This window comes from Janthinobacterium agaricidamnosum, assembly GCF_003667705.1.
Classification (GTDB): Bacteria; Pseudomonadota; Gammaproteobacteria; order Burkholderiales; family Burkholderiaceae_D; genus Janthinobacterium.
Window position 1 is genome coordinate 3,879,720 of the sequence record NZ_CP033019.1, and the last position, 22,595, is coordinate 3,902,314.

A 22,595-nucleotide genomic window follows, 5' to 3' on the forward strand; every position below is an offset into this window, starting at 1 on the left:
TTATAGTAGTGAGTGATCGATCCAGCGCTCCAGCATATCCTGTGCCAGCACCGGACGGCTATAAAAATAACCTTGCGCCAGCTTGCAGCCATGGCGCAGCAGGAAGGCGGCCTGCTCTTCCGTCTCCACGCCTTCGGCGATCACGGACAATTGCATGCTCTTGCCCAGCTGGATGATGGCAATCGCAATCGCTTCGTCATTGACGTCCGTCGAGATATCCTTGATGAAGGAGCGGTCGATCTTCAAGGTCTGCACGGGCAGCTGTTTCAGATACGCGAGCGAGGAATAGCCGGTGCCGAAATCGTCGATGGCCAGGCCCACGCCGATGGCGTGCAAGTCATTGATGAAACCGAGGGCGTCGCCCGTGTTCATGATGACGGACTCCGTCACTTCCAGCTGCAGCCGCTGCGGCTCGAGACCCGTTTCCTGCAAGATGGCGGCCACCATGCCGGCGATGCTGCCCCGTTCGAACTGCTTGACGGACAGGTTGACGGCCATCTTCGGCACATGCAAGCCTTGCGCCTGCCAGCGCATCATCTGGCGGCACGCTTCGTCGAGCACCCATTTTCCCAACTGGTTGATGAAACCGCTGTCTTCGGCCAGCGGGATGAAACGCGCGGGCGGCACCAAGCCCAGTTCCGGGTGGTTCCAGCGCACCAGCGCCTCGACGCCGACCAGGCGGCCCGTGTCGATTTCCACCTGCGGCTGGTAATTGAGGAACATCTCGTGCTTTTCCAGCGAACGGCGCAAAAAGGTTTCCAGACGCAGGCGCTCGACGCCCTCGCCCGTCATCGACGGCGCATAGAAGCGGTAGCCGTTGCGCCCACGCGCCTTGGCCTGGTACATGGCCACGTCGGCATTACGTATCAGCATGTTCAAGTCCAGCGCATCGTCCGGATACAGGCTGATGCCCACGCTGCAGGTGACGAACAGTTCGTGGTCGGCCACCGTGAACGGCTGGTCGAACATGGTCATCAGCTTTTCCGCCACCTGCGTCGCGCCGTACTCGCCGTCGATACCCTCGAGCAGCACGATGAACTCGTCGCCGCCCAGGCGCGCCAGGGTGTCGCCTTCGCGCAGGCGGGCCGCCAGCTGGCCGGCCACCTTCTGCAGCAATTCGTCGCCCACGTGATGGCCCAAGGTGTCGTTGACGTTCTTGAAGCGGTCCAGGTCGATGAACAGCACGGCCAGCTGCTCCTGGTCGCGCGCGGCGCGCAGCAGCGCGTGCTGCAGGCGGTCGTGGAACAGCAGGCGGTTCGGCAGCGCCGTCAGCGGATCGTGGTGGGCCATGTGGTCGAGCTTTTCCTGCGACTCCTTGACCAGCGTGATATCGCTGAACACGCCCACGTAATGCGTGGTGCCGGCGCGCGCGTCGCGCACGGCGCTGATCGTCAGCCACTCCAGATACAGCTCGCCGTTCTTGCGCTGGTGCCAGATCTCGCCGCGCCAGAAACCGCTGGCCTTCAATTCGTCCCACATGGCCTGGTAGAACGCAGAGTCGTGGCGCGCCGAGCGTGTCAGCGAGGAATGCTGGCCCACCGCTTCGGCTTCGGTATAGCCGGTGATCTGCGTGAAGGCGGGATTGACGGTGACGATGATGCCGCCCGCATCGACCACCATCACGCCGTCGGCGATATGTTCGAGCACGGTGGCCGACAAACGCAGCTTTTCCTCGGCTTCCTTGCGCGCCGTGATATCGGCATACACCCAGATGCTGCCCTCGTTGGGGCGCAGGGGATCGAGCGCGCAACCGCTGACCAGCGCCCAGAACAGGCTGCCGTCGCGGCGCTTGTACTGGCGCTCCTCGCTGAAATCGCCGCCCGCGGCCATTGCCGGATACTGGCGCTCGCCCGCCTCCTCGAAGTCATATGAGGTCATGAACACGATGGCGGTGGAACTGCCCGTCATCTCGGCATGGCCGTAGCCGAACAGTTCCTCGCAGCGGCGGTTGACGGAAATGATGCGGCGGTGGCGCACGAACATCACGCCGAACATCACGTTGTCGAGGATCGCGCTCTGCTCCGTGAGCAGCGCCTCGATGCGCATCTCGTGGTGCTTGCGCTGGCTGATGTCGGCAATGATGCCGTCGATCCAGATGACGCCCTGCTCGCCCGCCTGCGGCTGGCCATTCTCGGCCACCCAGCGCTCGATGCCGAAAGCGTCGATGATGCGGTATTCGAGCGCATACGGCCGTTCGTCGGCCACGGCCTGGCGCACGGCGCGGCGGTGCTCGCGCCGGTCTTCCGGACAGATCAGGTCGGCCCAGGCATGCGTGGTGCCGCGCATGAACTGGTGCGCCGAATAGCCGGCGATCTCTTCGATGGCGTCGCTGACGAAATCGATGGGCCCATCGGGCCGGTAGCGGAAAACGGCACCCGGCACCTGCGTGACGATGGTGCGGAAACGCTCTTCGCGCTGACCCACATCCTCGAACAGCTGGCCGATGGCCGCGCGCATTTGCTCGAGCTGGGCCGTCAGGCGACCCAGTTCATCATTGCTGTGCGACGTCAGCGGCGTGTCGAAATCGCCGTGCGACAGGCGGTCGGAAAAGCGCGTCAGGCGGCGCAGGGGTTTGAGCAGGCGGCGGTTCAGGAACAGCACGATCAGCGCCATCGACACGGCCAGCTGGGCGCCCAGCACGAAAATATAGGACATCTGCTTTTCGCGCAGCTCCTGCTGGCTGCGCGCGTCGTCCATCTCGACGACGATATGGCCGATGCGTTCGCCGCGCACGAGGATGTCGCGTTCGGCGCGGTACAGATTGCCCACGGGCCGCTGCGGCGCCTGCAGACGGATGAATTCCGTGTCGCCCTGCCCCAGCACCTTCACCAGCAGCACGGCGCGGTCGCGCATCACCGATTCGACCAGCGAATGGGCCGATTCCGCATTCATGTTCCACAGCGACTCCTGCATGCCCAGCGCCAGGATGTCGGCATTGCGCTGCAAGGCTTCGTTCAGGCTGGTGCGCGCCGACTGGCGCTCATGCACGCCGACCAGCACATAGCTGCCGAAAATGGCGGGCACGACCAGGCCGCCGAACACCACCAGCAGCAGGGCGCCATAGATCGATGAGCCGTACAGCACGCGCAGGCTGGCGCGCAGGCGCTGGTAAGGTGAATTAAACATGCGGCAACAGGGCAACAGGGATCAGGCGGGCGATCATCGAACTTTACAGGGGAATTCAGGTGACAAGGCGGGAAGAAACTTTTTCAAAAGCAATTATGCATGGAAAAAGCGGGAAAAGTCACCAATAAACACGTGTCAGCATCCAGGTCATGCTATATAGACAGGCTTGAAAAACCACACGTGGGCCGGCGCGCCCGGGCGGCGCCAGCAAAAAAGCGCGCGGCTTGCTATCATCGCGCCACTTTACCTAGAGGAACCACCATGACCTTCTCCATCTACTCCGCTTCGATCCCCGTCTTCAAACAGATCCTGGGCAGCCTGGCCGCCATCCTGGACAAGGCGGAAACGCACGCGCAAGACAAGAAAATCGACCCGAACGCCCTGCTGCAATTCCGCTTGTTCCCGGACATGCTGCCGTTCGTGCGCCAGATCCAGATCGCCACCGACTTCGCCAAGGGCTGCGGCGCGCGTCTGGCCGGCGTGGCCGTGCCGCCGTATGAAGACAGCGAACAGAGCTTTGCAGAGCTGAAAGCGCGCATCGTGAAAACCATCGCCTTCCTGGAAAGCCTGCCGCAAGCGGACATCGACGGCAGCGAAACGCGCGCCATCACCACCGGCAGCGGCGAAAAGACCAAGCACTTCACGGGCCAGACCTATCTGTTCCACTATGCGCTGCCGCACTTCTTCTTTCACGCGACGACCGCGTACGACATCCTGCGCCACAATGGCATCGAAGTCGGCAAGAAAGATTTTATCGGTAGTTATTGATCGTTAGCGTCAACAGTACCGGGGTCAGACCCTCAATGCCGCTCACACAAAAGTCATCGCCGGCATGTGAGGGGGTCTGACCCCAGCAGTTGCCTTTGGGTTAGCTAAGTATTCCGGCGCGGATACCCCTGCGCCAGGATACGCACCCACACCACTTCCTTCTCCTCGTCCGTCATCGACACCCAGTGGGCCACTTCCACCACGGTGCGGCCGCAGCCGCGGCAGATTTCATCGAACGTCGTCGAGCACACGGCCACGCAAGGCGTGTCTGGACGCGGCGGCAATTCCTTGTCAGCCATCAGGATACCTTCGGCAAGCCGAGCTTTTCCCAGCCTTCGACGCCCAGCGCTTCCAGGGTGGCGATATTCTTGTCGAAGATTTCCGACGCTTCCGGGAAGGCCTCGACGGCGCGCTCGATGCTGTCTTCGCGCAGCAGGTGCAGGGTCGGGTACGGCGAGCGGTTGGTGTAGTTGCTGATGTCGTCCTCGAACGTCTCGGCAAACTGGTAGTGCGGGTGGAAACTGGCCACTTGCAGTTCGCCGGCCAGGTGCATGTCTTCCACGGCCGCGTCGGCCACATCGAGGAACTCGTTGTAGTCGAGGAAATCGTTCAGGGTGTACGGGTGGATCAGCAAGGTCGTGTCGATCTGTTCCGGGTCCGTGTCGGCCAGGGTTTGCAGCTCGTCCATCAGCATCGCCAGCAAATCTTCCGGGTTCTCCGACTCGCATACCACATAGCGGATCTGCTTCTTGACGTGCACGGCCTTGGCGAACGGGCACAGGTTCAGGCCGATCACGGCCTTTTCCAGCCAGGCAACGGTATTGGCGATGATGACGGCGTTGTCGTCGTCGTGGCGCGGCGGGGTGTTCATATACTTGACTCTCTATCAATAAGGCGGCCGGCAGCCGAATGGCCGGCCAAAGCCAAATTGTACGCACTCTTTGCGCAGTCTCATACCGGACGGGCGCCAAGCTTGCGCCAGCCTCGTCGCCATGTATGCTATAACAGCGGCCGAATCGCACATCTGGCAAATTAAATTTGTAATAATTGCATTATTAGCGACTGGAAACATCGCTATTGACGCCTATGTGCTGTCATCATGCTGACATAATTCTTGACTCCGGCATGTGGATATACGTACACTCGCAACTTGATCATGGGTCTGTCCGATGTTTCTCCGACGACAACAATGGAACACTATGCACGAAAACTCCTTTAAATCTACCGTCCTGGCGGCGTTGGCCCTGGCGCTTGCGCCCGCCCTCAGCCAGGCGTACGAAGCCGGTGTTGAGAGCGATAACGCGCCAGTCGCCGCCGCCGCACCAGCCCTGATCCCGATGACCGCCCAGGTCACGGCGAAACTCCCCACCCTCGACAACCGCCTGCAAAAGACCGACCGTCTGCTGAAAAACCTCAGCGACAATTCCGATCCGCTGCGCGAAGCCGACGTCTGGGGCCGCATCCGCAGCGGCTATGCGATTCCCGACATCAACAACCAGCTGGTGGCGAATCACGTCAACTGGTACGCCACCCGCCCCGACTACATCGCCCGCACCACGGCACGCGCCTCGCGCTACATCTTCCACGTGGTGCAGGAACTGGAAAAGCGCGGCATGCCGACGGAACTGGCCTTGCTGCCGTTCATCGAATCCGCCTTCAACCCGCAGGCATTCTCCAGTGCCAATGCGGCCGGCATGTGGCAATTCGTGCCCGCCACGGGGCGCGATTTCAACCTCAAGCAAAACATGTTCAAGGACGAGCGCCGCGGCGTGCTGGCCTCGACCGATGCGGCCCTGACGTACCTGCAGCGCCTGTATGACATGTTTGGCGACTGGCAACTGGCCCTGGCTGCCTACAACTGGGGCGAAGGTTCGGTGCAGCGCGCCATCAAGAAAAATCAGGCACTGGGCAAGCCGACCGATTTCGAAAGCCTGGCCGACCTGATGCCGGCCGAAACGCGCAACTACGTGCCGAAACTGCAAGCGGTCAAAAACATCATCGCCAATCCGGCCCAGTTCGGCCTGACCCTGCCCGTGGTCGACAACCAGCCGTATTTCACGGCCATCGACAAGACCAGCGACATCGACATCACCGTCGCCGCCCAGCTGGCCGAACTGTCGATGGATGAATTCAAGGCCTTGAATCCGCAATTTAACCGCCCCGTCATCATCGGCGGCGAAAAGACCAAGATTCTGTTGCCGCAGGAAAACGCCGCCAAGTTCACCACCAACCTGGCGCAATGGGGCCATGCCTTGTCGAGCTGGACCACGCACAAGATCACCAATGCGCGCGAACGCATCGAAACCCTGGCGTCGAAATTCGGCACCACGGCCGACGTGCTGCGCCAGGCCAACAATATTCCCCAGCGCACCAGCCTGCGCGCCGGTTCCACCATCCTCGTGCCGAAAACCTCGGCCACGATGAACAGCGACATCACCCAGGAAATCGCCGACAGCGCCACCATGCTGCTGGAAGCGGACCGTCCTGAACGGGCCGCCAAAGCGCTGCGCCGCGTCGCCAAGGGCGGCAAGGCGCAAACGGCACCGATCTCGCTGGTGAAGCCGCGCATCCAGCGTGGCGGCGGTAACAGTCGGGCAAAAGCGCGTCACTGATCGCCTGAGTTGTATTGACGCACTTCACCGGCCGCCACAGCTTTGCTGTCGCGGCCGGTTGTACATTCGCCCGACCCACCACCCCAGACAGGAGTCGTCATGGCTTTCTTGCAAGGCAAAAAAATCCTCATCACGGGCTTGCTGTCGAACCGCTCCATCGCCTATGGCATCGCCAAGGCTTGCCACCGCGAAGGCGCCACCCTCGCCTTCACGTATGTGGGCGAGCGCTTCAAGGAGCGCATCACGGAATTTGCGGCGGAATTCGGCAGCGAACTGGTGTTCGACTGCGACGTGTCCAGCGATGAACAGATCGCCGCCGTCTTCCGCGACCTGGCACGCCACTGGGATCAATTGGACGGCCTCGTGCACGCCATCGGCTTCGCGCCGCGCGAGGCGATCGCGGGCGACTTCCTCGACGGCCTGTCGCGCGACAGCTTCCGCATCGCCCACGACATTTCCGCCTACAGCTTTCCCGCCATGGCCAAGGCCGCCCTGCCCCTGCTGCATCCGGGCGCGTCGGTCCTGACCCTGACCTACCTGGGCGCCGTGCGCGCCGTGCCCTACTACAACACCATGGGCCTGGCCAAGGCGTCGCTGGAAGCGTCCGTGCGCTACCTGGCCGAATCGCTGGGCCCGCGCGGCATCCGCGCCAACGGCATCTCCGCCGGCCCCATCAAGACCCTGGCCGCTTCCGGCATCAAGGATTTCAGCAAGCTGCTGGGCTTCGTGGCCGAGCACGCCCCGCTGCGCCGCAACGTCACCATCGAAGAGGTCGGCAACACGGCCGCCTTCCTGCTGTCCGACCTCGCGTCGGGCATCACGGGCGAGATCACCTACGTCGATGGCGGTTTTTCACAAGTGATGGCGGTCAATCCCGAAGTGGAGTAATGCGGTGACGTGTGCCGACCTGGCGGCATGCCAAGGGAATGTATCAGCTGGAGCCCGGCCTGCACGGCAGGCAGCGCCGCTGCCCGCCGACATCGTGGCCATGCTCCATTAAACGGGCGAAATCTACGTATTCCTACTGATTTCAGATAGGAAACATCTTCAAAACGTGGTAGGACTTGCGTTTCTTCCCATTTAGCCCGTGCAAAACGGCGGCAAATACGGTATAGTGTCGTTGTGCGCTGCAATATGTTCCCTTGAAGCGATGGCAACACCGCAGTCATGCACTACAAACTTAGCAGCTTCGCAAGCCTTAGCGCATCCACAGGATGCCGCTTATAAAGCCCTCCCGCCTTGTGTGTCGCACCTGACACCGTCCCGGCGCAAAGCTTTTGTGCCGAAATTTCTTTTTAGTTGAGTCATTTCGTTTTGGTTGGCGTTGCTATTTTGCGTTCTGCTTTTTGCAAGAACGCTGATTTTTACGAAAGAAAAGAATGACATTTGAATCCTTAGGCCTGCATCCGTCCATCATCGCCGCTCTGACCGAATCGGGCTACACCGCGCCAACCGCGGTACAGTCGCAAGCGATTCCAGCCGCGATCGAAGGCCGTGACCTGCTGGTCTCGTCGCAGACCGGTTCGGGCAAGACCGCAGCTTTCATGCTGCCGTCGCTGCACAAACTGGCCAGCGCCGAACAAAGTGCCGCCGGCAAGACGCCGAACCAGGAAATGCAAGCATCGCGCGCCCGCGGCGAGCGTCCACGCTTCAAGGCTGCCCAGCCAAAAATGCTGGTACTGACGCCAACGCGCGAACTGGCCCTGCAAGTAACCACCAATACAGACAAGTACAGCACCGGCATCCGCCGCATCAAGGCTGTGTCGATTCTGGGCGGCATGCCTTACCCTAAACAGATGCAATTGCTGGCCAAGAATCCTGAGATCCTGGTCGCCACCCCTGGCCGTCTGATCGACCACATGGATTCGGGCAAGATCGACTTCTCGCAACTGGAAATCCTGGTGCTGGACGAAGCCGACCGCATGCTGGACATGGGTTTCATCGACGACATCGAAAAAATCGTGGAAGCGACGCCGGAAGGCCGTCAAACCATGCTGTTCTCGGCAACCTTGGACGGCGTCGTCGGCAACATGGCCCGCCGCATCACGAAAAACCCGCTGGTCATCCAGGTGGCAAGCTCGAGCAACAAGCATGAAAACATCACCCAGCGCGTGCACTTCGTCGACGATCTGTCGCACAAGAATCGCCTGCTGGACCACCTGCTGCGCGACGAATCGCTGGACCAGGCTGTTGTGTTCACCGCCACCAAGCGTGACGCCGACACCATCGCCGACCGCCTGAACATCGCCGGTTTCTCGGCTGCCGCCTTGCACGGCGACATGCATCAGGGCGCGCGTAACCGCACCCTGGACGGCATGCGCCGCGGCCAGGTCAAAGTGCTGGTTGCCACCGACGTTGCCGCCCGCGGCATCGACGTGCCGACGATCACCCACGTGTTCAACTACGATCTGCCGAAGTTCCCGGAAGACTACGTCCACCGCATCGGCCGTACCGGCCGCGCTGGCCGCAATGGCCTGGCCATCTCGCTGGTGAACCACGCTGAAGGCATGAACGTCAAACGCATCGAACGCTTCACCAAGCAATTGATCCCGGTCAATGTCATCGAAGGTTTCGAGCCGAAGAAAACGGCATCGGCGCCACGTTCGAGCGCCCGTCCAGGCGGCTGGAAACCAGGCGACAACCGTGGCGGCGCGAAGCCAGGCCAACGCACGTTCAGCAAGCCGGGCGCACCACGCAAGGACGGCGCGCCGAGCACCGGCGGCGGCTACAAGGGTTCCAACCCGCGCAGCACCGACGGCGCACGCCGCAGCTACGGCGACCGTTAATCACGGCGCCATGCCGCCAGCAGGCGGCAGGCAATAAAAAAAACGGCCACCAGATTGCTCTGGCGGCCGTTTTTTTATGCCGATTGCCTTTACTTCTTCGACACCTTCTGGCGCGACAGCTTGCGCAGCTTGGCTTGCTCGAAGCGCGCATGCTGCTCCGGCGTCTCGAGCACCAGTGGCGGCACGGCCACCGGCTTGCGGTTGGCGTCCACGGCCACCATCGTGAAATAGCAGCTGTTGGCGTGGCGCACCAGGCGCTGCTGGATGTTTTCCGTCACCACGCGGATACCCACTTCCATCGACGTCGTGCCCGTGTAATTGATCGAGGCGAGGAACGTCACCAGCTCACCCACGTGGATAGGCTGCAGGAACATCACCTGGTCCACGGACAGGGTCACCACATAGCTGCCCGAATAGCGGCTGGCGCAGGCGTAGGCGACGCTGTCGAGGTATTTCAGGATGGTGCCGCCATGCACGTTACCGGAAAAGTTGGCCATATCGGGCGTCATCAGGACCGTCATCGTCAGTTCGTGGGCCGACCAGTTCATCGCGCTGTCCAAAGTGTTCTCCAAGGGGAAAATGAAAAAATGAGGGGGATGTGAAAACCGGCCACTGGGGCCGGTTGCCGGGACAGGCTGTTACAGTCCCAGGTTGTCGATGTCGGCCAGCGATTCGCGGCCCTTGTCGGAAATGTCGTGGCCCTCGCCTTCGGCGCGCGCCACGATGTGGGCTTTCTTGCCCAGAAAGTATGCCACTTCCGTGTCCAGCTTGGTCAGCGGATCGGCGGCGACGGCGCGCAGCCCCATGATGCAGCGGCGCAGGAACAGCAGTTGCTGCGCCTTATCGGTGATGGACAGACGGCCATCGCGTGCATAGCTGAGCAGCTTCAGGCCCGACAGGCGCTTGGCATTGCGGGCAACGCAAGCACTGGGGCGCTCGGTCTTGATGCCGCGTGCAACTTGCTCCAGCGCGTCATATTCATCGGTTGTTAATTTCTCGTTCTTCATTACTTTTCCATAAAAGGCCAGGTGTTCGGCCCCCATGGTACGCGCCCCGCTGCGCATCGGCAACAGGCAACGTGCATCTACCGCCGCCGGCCAGGCGGCCAGGCGGCGGAAACACGCGTGTGATGAGCGTTATTTGTAGCTGCGCAGCAGCAGCCATGCGAGGCCGCAACCAGCAACGGCACCCGCCAGGGCCAGCGCCACGAGGTGTTTGCTGGTGATCACAGGCCGCCGGCCCAGGTAGATTTTGTTATGCAAGGAATTGCCCACGATGGTCTCCTGTACAAGAATTTTTATGATGTCTCATTATAAGAACAGAATCGTGACGGCCGCATGACACTCGACAGTTGGGGCTTGATTTGTATCCACTCGGCAACATTTGTGGGCATTTTTGTTGTTTAAATGGCGTACCTCCGGCGAGGCCCGCGCCTTCCATTTCTGACTGGAAATAAACACGGCGCGCGCCTGCCCACCGCAGGCCTTGGCGCGGCGCCATGGCACGAAAACCGCTCAATGCATTTTCACGGGCGGTGGCGGCGGCGTTGGCTCCTCGACCGGCACGGGGTCGATGTGCGGCGGCTGTTCCGGCGGCGGCGTGAGGGGATCGCCTTCCGGCGGTGGCGGCATATCGGGTTCGGGCGTGCTGTGTGCACGCAGCGGGGAAAAATGGAATTGTGGCTGCATGGTGGCCTCCTTTGCCCCACTCTAGCCGATGCGGCCAAATCCTGGCGCCCGCCAGTGGCACGCTGCAGGGGAACTAAACGGCGTGGCGCCACTCCAACTTGACAGGCATCCCCTACAGCACGAGTGCAAGCGACCCTATGGCGCGCAAGAAAATCCTCTTTATGGCCGAGGCAGTGACCCTGGCCCATGTTGGCCGCCCACTGAGCCTGGCCCAGGGCCTGGACGAGGAAGCGTACGAAGTGCACTTTGCCTGCGCCGATGGGTATGACTTTTGTTTCAGGCAAGCCCACTTCCGCCGCTGGCGCATCGACAGCATTTCATCATTGCAATTTCTGCAGGCGCTGGCCCACGGCAAGCCCGTCTATACGGAAAGCACCTTGCATGCGTACGTGGAAGATGACTTGCGCCTGCTCAATGCCGCCCAGCCCGATCTCGTGATCGGCGACTTTCGCCTGTCGCTGTCCGTCAGCGCGCGCCTGCAGCACATTCCCTACATTACCGTCAGCAACGCCTACTGGAGTCCCTGGGTGCGCCAGCATTACACGGTGCCCAGCCTGCCCCTGACGGGCGTGCTGCCCATCTGGCTGGCCGATCCCCTGTTCCGCCTGATCCGCCCGCTGGCCTTCGCCTCGCATGCCGTCCCCCTGAACCGCGTGCGCCGACGCCATGGCCTGCCATCGCTGGGCAGCGACCTGCGGCGCATCTATACGGATGCCGACCGCACCTTGTACGCCGATATTCCCCAGCTGTTCCCGCCGCATGGCATGCCACCCACGCACGACTACCTGGGCCCCATCATCTGGGCGCCGCCGCTCGACTTGCCGGACTGGTGGCAGCGACCGGAACTGAGCAGCGGACGGCCGATCGTCTATGTCACGCTGGGCAGCTCGGGCCAGGGGCAATTGCTGCCGCGCGTGCTGCGCGCGCTGGCGCCCCTGCCCGTCACCGTGCTGGCGGCCACGGCCGGCACCATCCGCGTCGATGCCGTGCCGCCGAATGCCTATGTCGCGCCCTTTCTGCCGGGCGACGCGGCCGCCCGCCGCGCCAGCCTGGTGATCTGCAACGGCGGCAGCCCCACCAGCCAGCAGGCGCTGACGGCAGGCGTACCCGTCATCGGCATCGCCGGCAACCTCGACCAATTCCTCAACATGCACGGCATCGCGGGCGCCGGCGCCGGCCTGCTGCTGCGCGCCGACCGTTTCCAGGAAACCGCCCTGCGCCATGCCGCCACCCGCATGCTCGACGATGGCCGCGCCAGGCTGGCGGCGCGTCAACTGGCCACGGCCATGCGCGACTATGTGCCAGGGCAACGCTTGCTGCCCCATCTGCACGCCCTGCTGGGCTCGTCGCCCCGTGGTAGCCAGCCTTGACGGGCGCCGTCGGTTTTTCTTACAACGCGTCCGGCAACACCTGCACTGTGTCAACAAAAGCACGCCAAGTCATTGATTTCAAAAGAACCTCATGCGTTGGCATGGAAGTCGCTTAAGTCTGGCCATGAGCACCTGCCGACAGGACTCAGGCAAGACTTCCAGACTCACTCAACCACGAGGTGAATGACATGAAACTTTCTAAACTGAAACTGCTCCCGGCGGCAGCGACACTGGCCATGCTGTGCGCGGCCGGTAGCGCACAAGCGGGCGCCTACGGCTATTCCTACAACAACATCTTCGGCCTGGTCATCGCCGTGCCGACGGGCCAGATCACGGTGGCCAACAGCACCACGATTTCGCGCAGCACGGCCACCCTGAACGGCGTGAGCGTCATCAACGGCGGCGCCGGTTCGCTCGACGCGCCGCGCGCCAACGTCGGTGCCGTCACCAAGGGCGAAAACGACTTCACCCAGCAAGGCCCCACTGGCACCTATTCGCGCGGCGATGCGCAGATCGTCAGCACGCAGTTCCCGTCGTTCCCGCCCGGCTCCACCTCCACCCAGGTGGTGAACGTGGCCGAAGCCCATCTGGGCGGCCCTGCCGGTACGGCCGATGCCTCCGGGCGCAATGGCTCGACCACGGGTTTTTCCGTCGATTTCGTCGTCGGTTCGCCCACGGCGACGCTGAGCTTTGACTTCCTGGCGTCGCCCTTCATGCAGGTCTTCCTGCAAAGCACGGTCGGCCAGTTGTCCACGGCCACGGCCAACCTGGTCGTCACCTTCACCATCACGGATGCGGCGGGCCTGACGGTGTTCAACTGGACGCCCGATGGCGTGATCGGCTCGGGCATCTTCGGTGGCACGGAAAACGCCGACGGCGCCAACCTGAACACCAGTCTGGCGACCAATTTCCTGACGCGCGGCAACCTGTTCACCTACGACCCTTCCGGCTGCGGCACGCCAACGGGCACAGGCGTCGGTACGGGCTGCGGCAGCAACTTCAGCTCCGTCAGCAATGCTTTAACGGCCGGCAACTACACCTTGACTTTGAATGCGGTGGAAAGCGTGGACCTGGTGAAACAGGCGGTGCCGGAACCTGGCACTCTGGCACTGCTGGGTCTGGGCCTGGCTGGCCTGGGCTATGCCCGCCGCCGCAAGGTTGCCGCCTGAACCAGGCAACAGGGGGATTTACAGGCGAGGGAGTCTCCTCGCCTTTTTTTATGTGGCAAGCCTGTCGGTTTTCCTTACAACGCGGCCGACCGGCAGATGAGGATTTTCATGACTACATTTTCTTGTACCCGCTTGTCAACGGCCTTGCTGGCCTTGCTGTTGCTGGGCAGCAGCGGCACTGCCGGCGCCGCCGCCTATGGCTATTCGTACACCAGCGTCTTTGGCCTCGTCATCAGCAACCCCACCGGCTCCACCACCTTGGTCAGCAATATCGACCTGTCGCGCACCACCGCCACGCTCAATGGCAGCAGCGTCATCCACGGCGGCAGCAACGAGATCGATGCGCAGCAAGCGACACGCGGCGCCGTCACCAAGGGGGAAAATGATTTTACGCAACAAGGCATGGGCACGGCCTCGTTTGCGCGCGGCGAGGCGCAGATCGTCACCTCGCAAATCCCCCCCTTTCCGCCAGGCTCGACCAGCACGCACACGGTGAATGCGGCGGAAACCTTCCTCACGGGCGGCGGCAGCGCCGACGCCTCGGGACGCAACGGTTCCAGCACCGCGATGACCGTCAATTTCGTCGTCGGCCAACCGGGCGCGACCCTGGCCTTCGACTTCCAGGCCCTGCCTTTCATGCAGTTGTACCTCGATGCCCTGGCCGGCACGGGCTCGGCGGCCACGACGAATATGGCGATGACGTTTACCATCATCGATGAACATGGCCAGATCGTCTTCAACTGGGCCCCCGACGGCAACCTGGGCTCCGGCATCCTGGGCGGCACCGAACTGGCCGACGCCGCCAGCCTCAATACAGGGTACGCACAAACGCCGCTGACCAGCGGCAGCGTGTTCACCTACGATCCCGGCGGCTGCGGCGCGCCCACGGGCACCGGCATCGGCACGACGTGCGGCGGGCAGTATGGCGCCGTCACGGACAATCTGGTGGCAGGCAGCTATACCCTGGTATTGAACATGCTGAACAGTTCCGAACTGGCCTATGTGCCGACGGACACGCCGATACCGCTACCGGGCACCTTGCCGCTGCTGGTGGCGGGCCTGGCCGCGCTGGCTGCCCTGGCGCCACGGCGGCGGCGCTGACCGCGCAGGGAGTCACGCCTCACGGCCCAGCCGTGGGCGCCACCAGCAAGTCTTGCAGCGGACGGCGCAGCGAGCGCGCACTGGCCGCCGGCCCGGCGCCGATGCGCCCTAGGAACACGGCCCGCTCGACCGCCGCCTCCCCCAGCACGCCCTGGCATTGCACGGCCAGCTCCTGCGCCATGTCCTGCATGCCATCGGTGCGCGAAAAGGCGCGCCGTTCGCGCACGTAGCGGGCAAAGATCAGCGGCGTCAGTTCCGGCTGCAATTGCAGTCCCAGTTGCGTGGCCGTCAGCCAGAAGCGCTGCATGGCGCGGCCGGCCGCCACGTAATCGTCGATATGGCGCGGCGGCGCATCGGCCAGCAGCACGAAATGCGCGGCACAATACAGGCCCGGCAGCAAGTCCATCTGCAGCCGCGGGGCAATCGTGCCGCCCAGCCAGGTATTGAAAAAATCCACGCGGCGCCAGCTGTGCATGACCCAGCGCATCAGCCGCGCCGTCATGGCATCGACGCCGAGCGCCTGCTCCGGGATGCGGTCGGCACTGAAGCGCGCGCCCCATTCGATCACGTCGCGGTGCACCTTGTGCGCTTCGGGCATGGTCAGGCGCAGCTTCGCATTGTCGAACATCAGCCGCGCGCAGGCCAGGCGCGCGCGCCCGCCTTCGAACCACTGCACGCCGTAGCCGGGCGGCAAGCTGGCCGCCAATGCCGCCTTTTCGCTGGCGCGCAGGCTGCGCGTGCTGAGCCGGCGCCGCTGCACGCTGCGCCGGGGCAGGAAGGCCGCCAGCGGATCGGGCAGCATGCCCGGGCTGTCGACCAGCCGTACGTCGAAGGTGGGCAAGGTGTCGGGCATGGACAAACGCCGGCGCGCTTCCATGCGCAAGCCGTGACAGCTGGCCGCCAGGGCCATGCTTTCAAGCAAGGCACCCAGCGACAGCTGGCTGGGATGGCCGTCGAGGTCATACACGCAATGGCTGCGCGTATCGAAACCATGCACGACCACGTGCCGCTGGTCCACGACTTCAAAGCGCCACGGCTGCGTATTGTCGCCGCTGGGCGCCCAGCGCGCCTGCTCGAGGATGTTTTCCAGCACGGGATCGTTCAGCAATGCTTGCGCCATTTATGCCCCCTGTGCGGCGCGGCGCCGCTTGATGATGGCCATCGTCAAGCGCTGCAGCGGATGACGGTTGCCGCCTGGACGCCAAGTATGCACGAGCTTGTTGCGGTAGGAGTCGAAATGCACGCCGTGCGGCGCCGCCATCACCTTGCCCCGTTTTAACAGGATTTTCAAGGCTTCCGTGGCGGCCGCGCCCGCGCACAGCTGGCAGCCCATGATGGTCGACGGTCCGCGCCGCTCCTTCAGGTTGATGGCGGACGGGTCGACCAGATAGGGGCCGTGCAAGCCGGACGGCGCCAGCCCGACGAGAAAGCGCAGGGCCTTTTCTTCCTCGGGCAAGTCGCCCCAGCCAAAATACTCTTCGAACGTCATGCCGCCCGGCATGAAGCTGAGCACGGCCGTGCCCATGCCCAGCGGCGCGGCCGTGATGGCGGGAATGCCCAGGCGGGCGCACGTGGCGAAGGTGGCCTGGCGCGCGGGGAAGGCAAAGAAATCCAAGCCATCCACGTACAGGTCGACACCGGCAAAGAACTCCGCCAGGTTGCTGTCGTGTATGCCGTCGGGAAATTGTTTAATCTCCAGTTCGGGATTGATGTCCTTCGCCATCTGCGCCAATACGGCCACCTTGGGCTGGCCCAGGGTCGACATCATGGCGCCGGCCTGGCGGTTGAAGTTGGCGATATCGAAGGTGTCGAAATCGGCGATGTGGAAGGCGCCGATGCCCAGCCGCGCCAGGGTCAGCAAGTGCACGCCGCCCACGCCGCCCATGCCCGCGATGGCCACGCGCTTGCCGCGCAAGCTGTTTTGCTCCGCCTGCGTGACCCAGCCCAGGTTGCGGGCAAATGCCGCGTGATAGGAAAAACCTTCTGTCATGCTCACCTCTTCTGTGCATCCATTGCGGACGAAAAAGTTTGGACAGGTGAGCCGGGGATAAGTTCCCCCGTGACAGATAAAAAGCGGCTAGCGCGTCAGGCGCCGCTGCGCCGCGGCCGGCGCCACGGCGCCCACCTTGAATACGCTGACGATCTGCGCCAGCCCGGCCGCCTGCTCGTTCATGGCCTGCGCTGCCGCCGACGCCTGCTCGACCAGGGCCGAGTTTTGCTGCGTCATGTTATCCATCTCGACGATGGCCTGGTTGATCTGCTCGATGCCGGCGCTCTGCTCGGCGCTGGCCGAGGAAATCTCGGCCACGATATCGGTCACGTGCTGCACGCTGGAGACGACTTTTTCCATCGTTTCGCCCGCCAGCGCCACCAGTTTTTCACCGGCGCCCACTTGCTCGGCGGAGCTGTCGATCAGTTGCTTGATCTCCTTGGCGGCACTGGCCGAGCGCTGGGCCAGGTTGCGGACCTCGCTGGCGACGACGGCGAAACCACGGCCCTGCTCGCCCGCGCGCGCCGCTTCCACTGCCGCATTCAGGGCCAGGATATTCGTCTGGAAGGCGATGCCGTCAATGACGGCGATGATGTCGCCGATTTTCTTCGACGAGGCATTGATGGCGCCCATGGTGTCGACCACCTGGCTCACCACGCCGCCGGCCTGCGTCGCCACTTGCGAGGCAGAAATGGCCAGCTGGTTGGCCTGGCGCGCATTGTCCGCATTCTGGCGCACGGTCGAGGTCATTTCTTCCATGGTCGATGCCGTTTCTTCCAACGATCCCGCCTGCTGCTCCGTGCGCGCCGACAGGTCGTGGTTGCCCGAGGCGATCTCGCCCGATGCCGTGGAAATCGATTCCGCATCGCTGCGCACCTGGCTCACCAGATGCGCCAGGTTGTCGCGCATGGCCTTGATGGCCATCAACAGACTGGACGTATCGCCGGGACGCGTGTCGATCTGCGTGGTCAGGTCGCCCTGCGCGATTTGCGCCACGATGGCGGCGGCATAGTCGGGTTCGCCACCGAGCTGGGCCAGGATGCGGCGCAGCATCAGGGCCGCCAGCGCGCCCACCACCAGCATCAGCGCACCGCCGATGGCCAGCAGCACGCCCGCCTGGGCCCAGAATTTGTGGTTGATGTCATCGATATACGTGCCCGTGCCGATCAGCCAGTCCCACGGTGCAAATTTCACCACGGCATACATCTTCGCCACGGGATCGGGCACGCCCGGCCTCGTGCCGTCCGCCTGCACGAGGCCGATGCGGCTGTTGGCCAGCGCGGCGCGGTAGCGGTCGCCCGACTGCTTCATGTTCTTTTGCGGCGTGCCGATGCGCGACGCATTCGGATGCACGTACAGCAAGTCCGTGCTGAAATCGCGCACAAAGTAATACATTTCGTCCTTGACGAAGCTGCCGATAGCCAGCTTGGCCTGCTGCTGGGCCTGCTCCCGCGTGAGCTTGCCCGACTGTTCCAGCGCGTACGCCTTTTCCACGGATGCGTTGGCCAATTCGACCAGCACCGTCAATTGCTCGACGCGCTCGGCCATCATGGTCTGGCGCAGGGAATACAGGGAGAAGGAAGCGATGAGGACGATGCCCAGCAAGGTGCTGAAACACAGGAGGAGAATGCGTGAACGGAGTGTCATGGGTGCCTGGAGTGAATAGGAAATTTAATTGCCCGATGGAAATCTTTTCAGAAAAGCAAAACGGGCGGCGCTACCGGGCTGTGCCCGGCAGGCACCGCCCGCTGTAAGTCGTGTTTAAAAGGTCAGGCCAAGGCTTCCTTGGCCGCCTCTTCCGGCGTCAAGCCGTCGTAGAACTGGTCGGTAAACCACTCGACCTGCTCTTCGATGTGGTCCTGCGCCTGCGCCACGGTGGCGCCGCCAGCCACGAGGAAGCCTTCGACCTCGATACACCAGTTGATCAACTCCAGGGTTTCCGGATCGAGCTCTTCTTTCTTAGCCATCGTATTTCCTTGCTTGTTAAATTGCGATATCACATCAATAAGCGGCAGTTTAACAGCTTCGCCACGCTGCCGCCCATGCAGATCAAACACGAGGATTACTTGGCTGCAACATTTTTACGTTCCGGATACAGCACCACCTGCACATAATTGTGCATGTCCAGGTAGCGCTGCGCCGCCAGTTTGACGGCTTGCGGCGTGATGGCGCGCACGCGTTGCTCATAGCGCAGAATGTGCGCGGGGTCGCGCCCCTGCGTCACCGAACCCATCAACTGATTCATCCAGTAGTTGTTTTCGCGCAGGGATTTCTGCTGGCGCGTGATCCAGTTCAGCTTGACCTTTTCCAGGTCGGCCACGGATGGCCCATCCGCCTTCATCTTGTTGATTTCGGCAAAGGCGGCGGCGATCACCTTGTCCACGTTTTCCGGTCCCGTCGGCAAGTTCAAGGCCACCGAATAATGGCCGTACGGATGCTGGCCCATCGAGGTTTCAAAGCCGCCGCCATAGATCATGCTCATCTTTTCGCGCAGCACTTCGATGACTTTCAGGTTCAGCACCTCGCCCAGCGCCTGCAGGGTCAGCTTTTGCTCGTCCGAATACGCGACGTCGCCATTGAAGGTGATGGAAATCGTACTCTTGGGCTCGCTGCCCATATAGATATCCTTCTTGACGACCCCGGTCACCGGGCGCATGCCCACGTCGCGGTAGGCGTGCGCCACCTCGCCCACGGGCAAGGTGCCCAGGTAGCTGGCGATCAGCGGCTTGATCTTGTCGAGCTCGAAGCTGCCCGCAAAGATGAAGGTCATGCCGCGCGCGCTGGAAAAACGCTGGCGGAAGATGTCCAATGAGCGGTCCAGGCCCACCTTGTCGAAATCGGCCGCACGCGGCACGCCATCGACGCGGGGGTTATCGCCATACATGGCGTGCTGGATGGCATCGTAAAACACGGCTTCCGGCTGCGCCATGCTGTTTTTCGCCAGGTCCTGCTGCTTGCCGATGAAGGACTGGTACAGGCCCGCATCCTTGCGCACGTCATTGAAATACAAATACACGAGCTGCAACATGGCTTCCACATCGGCGCTGCTGGCCGAGCCGCCAAAGCCTTCGCTCAGTTCGCCCAGCGAAGCGCCCACATTGACCGTTTTGCCGGCCAATACTTTTTGCAAGTCCAGCGGCGCCAAATCCTTCAGACCCATGCTGCCGACCACGGCGCTGGCGTAGCGGGCGTTGTAGATGTCGGCGTCGCCAAACAGCGACTGGCCGCCGAAGCGCGTCGAGCCCATCAGTACCTGGTCATTCTTGAAGTCCGTCGGCTTGAGCAGCACGCGCACGCCATTGCCCAAGGTCAGTTCCGTCACGCCGATGGCACTGTTCAACTTTTCCGAAACGATGCTGCCGCCGGCCGGCGGACCGTCCATCAACTTGCTGGCAAGCACTTTTTCCGTGCGCGGCTCGACCTTCTGCTGCTCGGCCTTCGCCACGGCGTCGAGCAATTGCTGCTGCGTCGGCACGCTGGACGTCGCATCGCCCGCTTTCGGTTCGGCGCCCATGAAGACCACCAGCTTCTTTTGCTGGTCGGGAATCACCTTGGCCACCGTTTCGTTGATTTCCTGCAAGGTTACCTGCGGCAAGAGTTCCTTCGCGTACAGCAATTCATTGGCGATGCCGGGAATGGCTTCCTGCTCCAGGAAGTTGCGCGAATACTCGGCCACGAAGCCGGCCGAATCGGATTTGTCGCGTTCGCTGTACGCACGCTCGTAATTGCGCAGCATGTCCTTGCGCGCGCGGTCCAGTTCATCCTGGCTGAAACCGAAGCGGCGCGCCCGCTCGTCTTCCTGCACCAGTGCATCGACGGCCGGCTGCACGCCGCCCTTGCCCAGCAAGGCATAGGCGCTGAACGATTCATAGCCGCGCACCAGCTTGCCCATGCTGCTGCCGCCCTGGATGAACGGCGGGTTGGCCTGCTGCGTCAATTCCTGCATGCGCGCGCTGAGCATTTGCCCGTACAGGTTTTCGATCATCTGGCGGCGGTAGTCGGCAATGGTGACGGGCTCCTGCGCGGCGCGGATCGGGTAGCGGATGAAGACGCTGTCGTCCGGTGCTTCCTTGTCCGTGATCACCACCGCTTCCGTCTGCGAGCGCTGCGGCACTTCCGCATACAGGCGCGGACGCAGTTTCGCGGGGTTTTTCAGCTTGCCGAAATGCTGGCGTATCATCGCTTCAGCCTGTTTCGGCTCCACGTCGCCGACCACCATCACGGCCATCAGGTCGGGGCGATACCAATCCTTGTAGAAACGCTTAATGGCTTCCGGCTTGAAGGTTTTCAACACGGATTCCTTGCCGATCGGCATGCGTTCCGCATAGCGCGAACCGTTCAGCAGCTTCGGATACAGCACCTTGTTCATGCGGTCGCTGGCGCCCTTGCCCAGGCGCGCCTCTTCCAGCACGATGCCGCGCTCGCTATTGATGTCGGCCGGATTGAATTTCAAGCCGTGCGCCCAGTCTTCCAGCACGAGAAAACCTTTTTCCAGGTTTTCCTTCTTGTTCGTGGGAATCGGCAACACGTAGACGGTTTCATCGAAGCTCGTGTAAGCATTCAGGTCGGCGCCGAACTTCACGCCGATCGATTGCAAATAGGAAATCAGCTCATTGCGCTTGAAATGCGTGGAGCCATTGAAGGCCATGTGCTCCGTGAAATGCGCCAGGCCTTGCTGATCGTCATCTTCCAGGATGGAGCCGGCTTTCACCACCAGGCGCAATTCCACTTTCTGCGCGGGACGGGCATTTTTCTTGATGTAGTAGGTCAAGCCGTTCGGCAGTTTTCCGACGGTAACTTCTGGTGCCAGCGGCAGGGGATCGGTCAAACGGATTTCCGCCTGGGCCATGCAGGCGCACGCCAGCAAGACGGCGCCCGAAATCAGGCGTAATTTACTCAGCTTCATGTATTCTCAACGGTAAAATTCAGTAGCCATACCTTACACTGAAATTCTGTTTCCGCCATTAAAAACAGCTTAGGAAAAACCGCTTTTCCCAGGCAACTTTGCCGAATGACAAACTCAACGGTGTCCTGCCAGCTTTTTTCAATTGTGCTAAAGTATTGCCGCCGGTCATGTGGACCGGCACAACAATACGTCTTCGGGGCGGGGTGCGATTCCCCACCGGCGGTAAGACCGGCAACGGTCAAGCCCGCGAGCGCTTGTCAGGTTTCGCCTGATGAGGTCAGCAGATCCGGTGTGATTCCGGGGCCGACGGTATAGTCCGGATGAAAGAAGATGTGCAGTAGTGTGATGTCCCGTCGCCACGGCGATGCGGTCAGTTGCGTCTATTCGCTTGCCCTGCAGCGTTTTTCGCCTATGCGAGGAGCGTTTCACCATGTTAGTCAACAGCTATACCCTGCTTTCCAACGACCTGGAAGGTCGCATCCAGTCCGCCCTGGCCGCCATGCGCGCCGGCATTCCCGTCATCCTGCTCGACGATTTCGACCGTGAAAACGAAGCCGACCTGATCTTGTCTGCCGAAAAATTGACGAACGAAACCATGGCTTTGCTGATCCGCGAATGCAGCGGCATCGTCTGCCTGTGCCTGCCGACAGATGTCGTCAGCGCGCTGGAATTGCCGCCCATGTCGCCCGACAACGGCAGCCGCTACGGCACGCCGTTTACCGTCTCCATCGAGGCGCGCGACGGCGTCACGACGGGCGTGTCGGCCGCCGACCGGGTCACCACCATCCGCGCCGCCATCGCGCCGGACGCCAAACCGGCCGACCTGGTGCGCCCCGGCCACGTCTTCCCCCTGCGCGCCGCGCCGGGCGGCGTGCTCGAGCGCCGTGGCCACACGGAAGGCTCCGTCGACCTGTCGCGCATGGCGGGCCTGAACCCGGCCGCCGTGCTGTGCGAGCTGATGAATCCGGACGGCACCATGATGCGCGGCGACGATATCGAACGCTTCGCCGAACTGCACGGCATGCCGATCCTCACCATCGAAGAACTGGTGGAATGGCGCAGCACGCGCGAACAGTAAG

20 protein-coding genes and 1 riboswitch are annotated in these 22,595 nt (G+C 62.4%); of the genes, 8 read left to right on the forward strand and 12 right to left on the reverse strand.

Features of this window, described 5'->3' with window-relative positions; translation table 11 throughout:
• On the reverse strand, positions 1 to 3,126 hold the full coding sequence (locus D9M09_RS17510) for a bifunctional diguanylate cyclase/phosphodiesterase (protein ID WP_070223898.1): 3,126 nt from the start codon (positions 3,124 to 3,126) through the stop codon (positions 1 to 3).
• 261 nt (positions 3,127 to 3,387) lie between these two features.
• Here D9M09_RS17510 and D9M09_RS17515 point away from each other — a divergent pair, with 261 nt between their 5' ends.
• Complete coding sequence (locus D9M09_RS17515) at positions 3,388 to 3,894, forward strand: DUF1993 domain-containing protein (RefSeq protein WP_034779265.1); 507 nt, start codon at positions 3,388 to 3,390, stop codon at positions 3,892 to 3,894.
• A gap of 104 nt (positions 3,895 to 3,998) precedes the next feature.
• Here D9M09_RS17515 and D9M09_RS17520 read toward each other — a convergent pair whose 3' ends face one another.
• Complete coding sequence (locus D9M09_RS17520) at positions 3,999 to 4,193, reverse strand: DUF1289 domain-containing protein (protein WP_034749680.1); 195 nt, start codon at positions 4,191 to 4,193, stop codon at positions 3,999 to 4,001.
• Positions 4,193 to 4,765: a DUF1415 domain-containing protein gene (locus D9M09_RS17525; RefSeq protein WP_070311434.1), complete on the reverse strand. Its 573-nt coding sequence runs from the start codon at positions 4,763 to 4,765 to the stop codon at positions 4,193 to 4,195. Before D9M09_RS17525 ends, D9M09_RS17520 begins: the two co-directional genes overlap by 1 nt.
• Before the next feature lie 328 nt (positions 4,766 to 5,093).
• On the opposite strand from D9M09_RS17525, the gene D9M09_RS17530 reads away from it, so the two are divergent.
• The 3 genes from D9M09_RS17530 to D9M09_RS17540 all read left to right on the forward strand — a co-directional run bounded on the left by D9M09_RS17530 (position 5,094) and on the right by D9M09_RS17540 (position 9,292).
• A complete protein-coding gene (locus D9M09_RS17530; protein WP_070288666.1) occupies positions 5,094 to 6,506 on the forward strand; it encodes a transglycosylase SLT domain-containing protein in 1,413 nt (470 codons plus the stop codon).
• Positions 6,507 to 6,605: 99 nt separating this feature from the next.
• Positions 6,606 to 7,394 carry an enoyl-ACP reductase FabI gene (gene fabI / locus D9M09_RS17535; protein ID WP_070223906.1) on the forward strand — a complete coding sequence of 263 codons (789 nt, stop codon included), beginning with the start codon at positions 6,606 to 6,608 and terminating at the stop codon, positions 7,392 to 7,394.
• A 491-nt stretch (positions 7,395 to 7,885) separates the two neighbouring features.
• Positions 7,886 to 9,292 carry a DEAD/DEAH box helicase gene (locus D9M09_RS17540; RefSeq protein ID WP_035820280.1) on the forward strand — a complete coding sequence of 469 codons (1,407 nt, stop codon included), beginning with the start codon at positions 7,886 to 7,888 and terminating at the stop codon, positions 9,290 to 9,292.
• An 89-nt stretch (positions 9,293 to 9,381) separates the two neighbouring features.
• Here the strand turns inward: D9M09_RS17540 and D9M09_RS17545 are convergent, their stop codons facing one another.
• From D9M09_RS17545 to D9M09_RS29135, 4 genes are all read right to left on the reverse strand, one after another.
• Positions 9,382 to 9,840, reverse strand: a complete 459-nt coding sequence (locus tag D9M09_RS17545) for an acyl-CoA thioesterase (RefSeq protein WP_034750191.1) — start codon at positions 9,838 to 9,840, stop codon at positions 9,382 to 9,384.
• A 90-nt stretch (positions 9,841 to 9,930) separates the two neighbouring features.
• Positions 9,931 to 10,299 carry a hypothetical protein gene (locus D9M09_RS17550; RefSeq protein WP_121670010.1) on the reverse strand — a complete coding sequence of 123 codons (369 nt, stop codon included), beginning with the start codon at positions 10,297 to 10,299 and terminating at the stop codon, positions 9,931 to 9,933.
• Between the two features lie 129 nt (positions 10,300 to 10,428).
• A complete protein-coding gene (locus D9M09_RS29130) occupies positions 10,429 to 10,566 on the reverse strand; it encodes a hypothetical protein (RefSeq protein WP_162995739.1) in 138 nt (45 codons plus the stop codon).
• A 240-nt stretch (positions 10,567 to 10,806) separates the two neighbouring features.
• Positions 10,807 to 10,980, reverse strand: coding sequence for a hypothetical protein (locus D9M09_RS29135; RefSeq protein WP_162995740.1), 174 nt, complete (start codon positions 10,978 to 10,980; stop codon positions 10,807 to 10,809).
• A 137-nt stretch (positions 10,981 to 11,117) separates the two neighbouring features.
• Between D9M09_RS29135 and D9M09_RS17555 the strand changes: the two genes are divergently transcribed.
• From D9M09_RS17555 to D9M09_RS17565, 3 genes are all read left to right on the forward strand, one after another.
• Positions 11,118 to 12,350, forward strand: a complete 1,233-nt coding sequence (locus tag D9M09_RS17555; RefSeq protein WP_121670011.1) for a glycosyltransferase — start codon at positions 11,118 to 11,120, stop codon at positions 12,348 to 12,350.
• Positions 12,351 to 12,538: 188 nt separating this feature from the next.
• A complete protein-coding gene (locus D9M09_RS17560; protein WP_083287582.1) occupies positions 12,539 to 13,519 on the forward strand; it encodes an EDSAP-1 family PEP-CTERM protein in 981 nt (326 codons plus the stop codon).
• Positions 13,520 to 13,627: 108 nt separating this feature from the next.
• Positions 13,628 to 14,620: an EDSAP-1 family PEP-CTERM protein gene (locus tag D9M09_RS17565; protein ID WP_121670012.1), complete on the forward strand. Its 993-nt coding sequence runs from the start codon at positions 13,628 to 13,630 to the stop codon at positions 14,618 to 14,620.
• Positions 14,621 to 14,639: 19 nt separating this feature from the next.
• Here D9M09_RS17565 and D9M09_RS17570 read toward each other — a convergent pair whose 3' ends face one another.
• The 5 genes from D9M09_RS17570 to D9M09_RS17590 form a co-directional block, all read right to left on the reverse strand.
• Entirely contained in the window at positions 14,640 to 15,740 is a 1,101-nt protein-coding gene (locus tag D9M09_RS17570; protein ID WP_070288671.1) for a nitroreductase family protein, read from the reverse strand.
• Positions 15,741 to 16,610, reverse strand: coding sequence for a ThiF family adenylyltransferase (locus D9M09_RS17575; RefSeq protein WP_121670013.1), 870 nt, complete (start codon positions 16,608 to 16,610; stop codon positions 15,741 to 15,743).
• 87 nt (positions 16,611 to 16,697) lie between these two features.
• The gene (locus D9M09_RS17580; protein ID WP_070223920.1) at positions 16,698 to 18,257 is read right to left on the reverse strand and encodes a methyl-accepting chemotaxis protein; all 1,560 of its coding nucleotides are present in this window, start codon (positions 18,255 to 18,257) and stop codon (positions 16,698 to 16,700) included.
• Between the two features lie 122 nt (positions 18,258 to 18,379).
• A complete protein-coding gene (locus tag D9M09_RS17585; RefSeq protein WP_010399555.1) occupies positions 18,380 to 18,577 on the reverse strand; it encodes a hypothetical protein in 198 nt (65 codons plus the stop codon).
• 95 nt (positions 18,578 to 18,672) lie between these two features.
• The gene (locus tag D9M09_RS17590; RefSeq protein WP_121670014.1) at positions 18,673 to 21,516 is read right to left on the reverse strand and encodes a M16 family metallopeptidase; all 2,844 of its coding nucleotides are present in this window, start codon (positions 21,514 to 21,516) and stop codon (positions 18,673 to 18,675) included.
• Positions 21,517 to 21,701: 185 nt separating this feature from the next.
• Positions 21,702 to 21,852: riboswitch (FMN riboswitch) on the forward strand.
• Between the two features lie 94 nt (positions 21,853 to 21,946).
• Between D9M09_RS17590 and ribB the strand changes: the two genes are divergently transcribed.
• Positions 21,947 to 22,594, forward strand: a complete 648-nt coding sequence (gene ribB / locus D9M09_RS17595; RefSeq protein ID WP_121670015.1) for a 3,4-dihydroxy-2-butanone-4-phosphate synthase — start codon at positions 21,947 to 21,949, stop codon at positions 22,592 to 22,594.
• The last annotated feature ends 1 nt before the right edge of the window (position 22,595 follow it).